Here is a 4,270-nt window from a genome sequence, read left to right on the forward strand (position 1 = left end):
GGGCTGGGCAAGGGGCCGGACGGCATCATCGCGCATCGCACCTCGCGCGACATGGTGCATTGGGAACGGGCGCCCGCGCCGCTGGCCGCGCTGCCCGCCTGGGCGAAGACGGCGATCCCGGGATCATCCAACGCCTGGGCGCCCGACATCTCGTTCGTCGATGGCCGCTACCGGCTCTATTATGCCATCTCTACCTTTGGATCGAACCGTTCGGCGATCGGCCTGCTGACCACGCCGACGCTCGACCCCGCCAAGCCCGGCTATGGCTGGCGTGACGAGGGGATGGTGGTGATGTCCACCACGGCCGATGACTTCAACGCGATCGACGCGGCCTTCATCCGCGACAAGCAGGGCCGGGACTGGCTGTCGCTGGGCAGCTTCTGGAGCGGGTTGAAGCTGTTCGCGCTTGACCGGAAAACGGGCAAACCCGCCGACCCCAAGGCCAAACCGATCGCCATCGCCAGCCGTCCCGCTCCGGCGGGTGCGCCTGCGCCGGTGGAGGCACCGTTCATCTTTGAACATGGCGGCTGGTACTGGCTGCTCGCCAGCTACGACTATTGCTGCAAGGGCAATGCCAGCACCTATTACACCGTCGTCGCGCGGTCGAAGACGGTCGAGGGGCCTTATCTGGGCAAGGACGGCAGCGCCATGCTGAAGGGCGGCGGCACCATCCTGCTCCGTGCCGATCTGCAGGAAAAGGGGCGTTTCCGCGGCCCCGGCCATGCCGGCCATTTCCGCGACACCGACGGCACCGATTACGTCGTCTATCACGCCTATGACCGCGAGGCGAAGGGCGCGCCGACGCTGCGGATCGCGCCGCTGCGCTGGGGTGCCGATGGCTGGCCGACTGCGGTAAACTGAACGATATCGATGGAGAGCGACATGTCCGACCCCACCCGCCGCCTGTTCCTGGCCGGTGCCGCCGCCGCGGCGGCCGTGCCCGCCTTTGCGCAGAAGAAGGCCGCGACGATCGTCAACCCGCTGGTGCGCAACCGCGCCGATGCGCAGGTGTTCCGCCATACCGATGGCTGGTATTACCTGACCGGATCGGTGCCCGAATATGACCGGCTGGTGCTGCGCCGGTCGCGCACGATCGCCGGCCTGTCCACCGCCAAGGAGGCGGTGCTGTGGCGGCATGAGAAGACCGGTCCGATGTCCGGCTTCCTGTGGGCGCCTGAGCTGCACCTGATCGACGGCCGCTGGATCATGTATTTCGCCGCCGGCCCCAGCGGCGGCGGCGAGGATGTGTTCCGCATCCGCACCTATGCGGTGGTGTGCGACGGCCCCGATCCCATGACCGGCAAGTGGAGCGTGCTCGGCCAGCTTCAGACGCCGTGGGACAGCTTCAACCTCGATTCGACCGTCTTCATGCACCGGGGCAAGCGCTACATGGCCTGGGCACAGCGCGAGCCGGGGATCGAGACCAACTCGAACCTGTATCTGGCGCCGCTCGCCACCCCGCTGACCTTTGCCGCCACGCCGGTGCGCCTGACCGTGCCGACGCTGGATTGGGAAATCCGCGGCTTCAAGGTGGCGGAGGCGCCCGCGATCCTGGCGCGCAACGGCCGCCTGTTCATGACCTATTCGGCCAGCGCCACCGACGCGCGCTACTGCATGGGCATGCTCACCGCGCGCGACGATGCCAACATCATGGACGCCTCGGCATGGGAAAAGAGCCCGGTGCCGGTGATGACCTCCTCGCCCGCGCACAAGATCTACGGGCCGGGCCATAACAGCTTCACCGTGGACGAGCGCGGGCGCGACATGCTGGTCTTCCACGCGCGTGATTATGAGGCGATCAAGGGCGATCCACTGTTCGATCCGAACCGCCACACCCGCGTGCAGCGGATCCGTTACGATGCGAAGGGCGTGCCGATCTTCAACCCGCCGGTGGCGAACGGTCCGCTTGCCTGACGGGCCAGGGATGGGGGTGTCGCCAGCGTCATGGCCGATACTGGCGACACCCCCATGCCGCATGTGCATGTGACGGCCAGCGCTCCCTCACCAGCCGCCACGCGCGGCTCCTTGGGCGAACGGCGGGGCCGCTTCTATCCGGGAAAAACCCGGATGTTGCTGTCGCTTACTCGGCGGCGTCCTTGGCCGGCACCGTGACGGGCTCCTTGGGCCGGCGCAGCCGCAGGCCGATGAACAGCACCGTCGGCCAGAACAATGTATTGACGATGTCCGACGAGGTATCCTCCCACCGCCACGACCCGTAATGCAGCCGGTCCAGTATCTCGTTGCCTGCCTCCGCCAGCGCGACAAAAGCCAGCGGGATCGGCGTCGACAGCGACCGGCGGGTGACGATACGGGCCAGGAACAGCACGATCATCCCGGCATGGACGTGCAGGATGCTGTCGGACATGCCGGTGCCGCCCGCGATCCACTGGATCAGGTCGGCATAGAGCGCAGGAATGTTCATCGCCCTTCCATTGCCGATCCCGCGCCGCCGCACAATCGCGCCCCTGACCCAAGGCTGCTGGAAAAGACGGACCAATCGGCTAGACCACCGCTTTTCCGGGGCATCATCCAGGCCTCGCCACAGGGACGTTTGGGATTATGCGTATCACGATGATCGGCTCGGGCTATGTCGGCCTCGTCTCGGGCGCCTGCCTGTCGGATTTCGGTCATGACGTGATCTGCGTCGACAAGGATGCACGCAAGATCGACGCGCTGAAGGCCGGCCGCATGCCGATCTACGAGCCCGGTCTCGACCAGCTCGTCGCCACCAATGTCGCGGCGGGGCGCCTGTCCTTCACCACCGACCTGGCCGGCGCGGTGGCGGGGGCGGACGCGGTGTTCATCGCGGTCGGCACGCCCAGCCGCAAAGGCGATGGCCATGCCGACCTGACCTATGTCTTTGCCGCGGCGGAGGAAGTGGCGGGCGCCGTAACCGGCCCGACCGTGGTGGTCACCAAATCCACCGTGCCCGTCGGCACCGGCGACCGGGTGGAGGAGATCATGCGCCGCGTGGCGCCGCAGCACGACATCCAGGTCGTATCCAACCCCGAGTTCCTGCGCGAAGGCGCCGCGATCGGCGACTTCAAGCGCCCCGACCGCATCGTCATCGGCACCGACAACGAACGCGCACGCGGCGTGATGCACGAGATCTACCGGCCGCTTTACCTGAATGAATCGCCGATCCTGTTCGTCGGCCGCCGTACCTCGGAGTTGACCAAATACGCCGCCAACGCGTTCCTAGCGACCAAGATTACTTTCATCAACGAGATTGCCGATCTGTGCGAGGCGGTGGGCGCCGACGTGCAGGACGTCAGCCGCGGCATCGGGCTGGACAATCGCATCGGCCGCAAGTTCCTGCATGCCGGCCCCGGCTATGGCGGATCCTGCTTCCCCAAGGACACGCTGGCGCTGCTCAAGACCGCGGAGGATGCCGCCAGCCCGATGCGCATCGTCGAGGCGGTGGTGCAGGTGAACGACAGCCGCAAGCGCGCGATGGGCCGCAAGGTCATCCAGGCGCTGGGGGCCGATCATCGCGGCAAGACGATCGCGCTGCTCGGCCTGACCTTCAAGCCCAATACCGACGACATGCGCGACGCCCCCGCCATCGCGATCGCGCAGTGTCTGGCTGACGAGGGTATCGCCATCCGCGCCTATGATCCGGAGGGTATGGAGGCGGCCAGGGCGATGATGCCCGACCTCACCTATTGCCGCGACGCCTATGAAGCGGCCGAGGGCGCCGATGCGGTGGTGATCGTCACCGAATGGGACGCGTTCCGCGCGCTCGACATCAAGCGGCTCGGCCAGATCATGGCGACGCGCACGATGGTCGACCTGCGCAACGTGTATCGCCGCGACGCGATCGAGGCGGCCGGCTTCCGCTACACCGCGATCGGGCGCTAATTCAGCGGCTTGTCCCGCTCCGCCAGCACCGGCGGGATGTAGGGCAGGGCGCTTCCCGCCGGGATCGCCGCGATCTCGGCGGCCACCGCGTCGCCGCGCGCCTTGGACGACGGGTGCGTGCGGCTGCGGAACAGTCCCCCATCCACCTCCCCGCCATGCTCCCGCCAGAACCGCACCGCCAGTTGCGGATCCCAGCCGGCATTGCGCAGCAGGTGCATGCCCAGGAGGTCCGCCTGGCTCTCGGTCTGGCGGAACAGCCGCCCGTTGCGCCCGAACTCGGAGAGCAGCCCGCGCTTGATCCCTGCCGTGTCCAGCCGCTCGCGATGCTTCAGGATGTTGTGCGCGAATTCATGCGCGACGACGACCGCGATCATGTCGTCGTCGAACCGCTCGAAGAAGCGCACGCCGA

General features: G+C 67.3%; 4 protein-coding genes and 1 pseudogene. 3 read left to right on the forward strand and 2 right to left on the reverse strand.

Annotated features, from left to right (window positions below; all coding sequences use genetic code 11):
- The coding region (locus Q0U08_RS18095) for an arabinan endo-1,5-alpha-L-arabinosidase (RefSeq protein WP_298093066.1) at positions 1 to 861 on the forward strand (861 nt) is incomplete at its 5' end.
- 21 nt (positions 862 to 882) lie between these two features.
- Positions 883 to 1,908, forward strand: a pseudogene (locus tag Q0U08_RS18100) (family 43 glycosylhydrolase); the annotation flags it as partial.
- 172 nt (positions 1,909 to 2,080) lie between these two features.
- Here Q0U08_RS18100 and Q0U08_RS18105 read toward each other — a convergent pair.
- On the reverse strand, positions 2,081 to 2,422 hold the full coding sequence (locus Q0U08_RS18105) for a hypothetical protein (protein WP_298093067.1): 342 nt from the start codon (positions 2,420 to 2,422) through the stop codon (positions 2,081 to 2,083).
- 137 nt (positions 2,423 to 2,559) lie between these two features.
- On the opposite strand from Q0U08_RS18105, the gene Q0U08_RS18110 reads away from it, so the two are divergent.
- Positions 2,560 to 3,861 (forward strand): UDP-glucose/GDP-mannose dehydrogenase family protein, encoded by a 1,302-nt coding sequence (locus Q0U08_RS18110; RefSeq protein WP_298093068.1) that lies wholly within the window; start codon positions 2,560 to 2,562, stop codon positions 3,859 to 3,861.
- On the opposite strand, the gene Q0U08_RS18115 is transcribed toward Q0U08_RS18110, so the two are convergent.
- A partial coding sequence (locus Q0U08_RS18115) for a M48 family metalloprotease (RefSeq protein ID WP_367271160.1) occupies positions 3,858 to 4,270 on the reverse strand: 413 nt, incomplete at its 5' end. The two genes, Q0U08_RS18110 and Q0U08_RS18115, sit on opposite strands and share 4 nt — an antisense overlap.

Origin of the sequence: uncultured Sphingomonas sp. (assembly GCF_946477935.1) — a bacterium.
In the GTDB taxonomy this organism is placed as follows: Bacteria; Pseudomonadota; Alphaproteobacteria; order Sphingomonadales; family Sphingomonadaceae; genus Sphingomonas.

Bases quoted from the DNA above. Each gene is read 5' to 3' on its own strand.
- Q0U08_RS18110 (WP_298093068.1), top strand. From the start codon at position 2,560: ATGCGTATCACGATGATCGGCTCGGGCTATGTCGGCCTCGTCTCGGGC.
- Q0U08_RS18105 (WP_298093067.1), bottom strand. From the start codon at position 2,422: ATGAACATTCCTGCGCTCTATGCCGACCTGATCCAGTGGATCGCGGGC.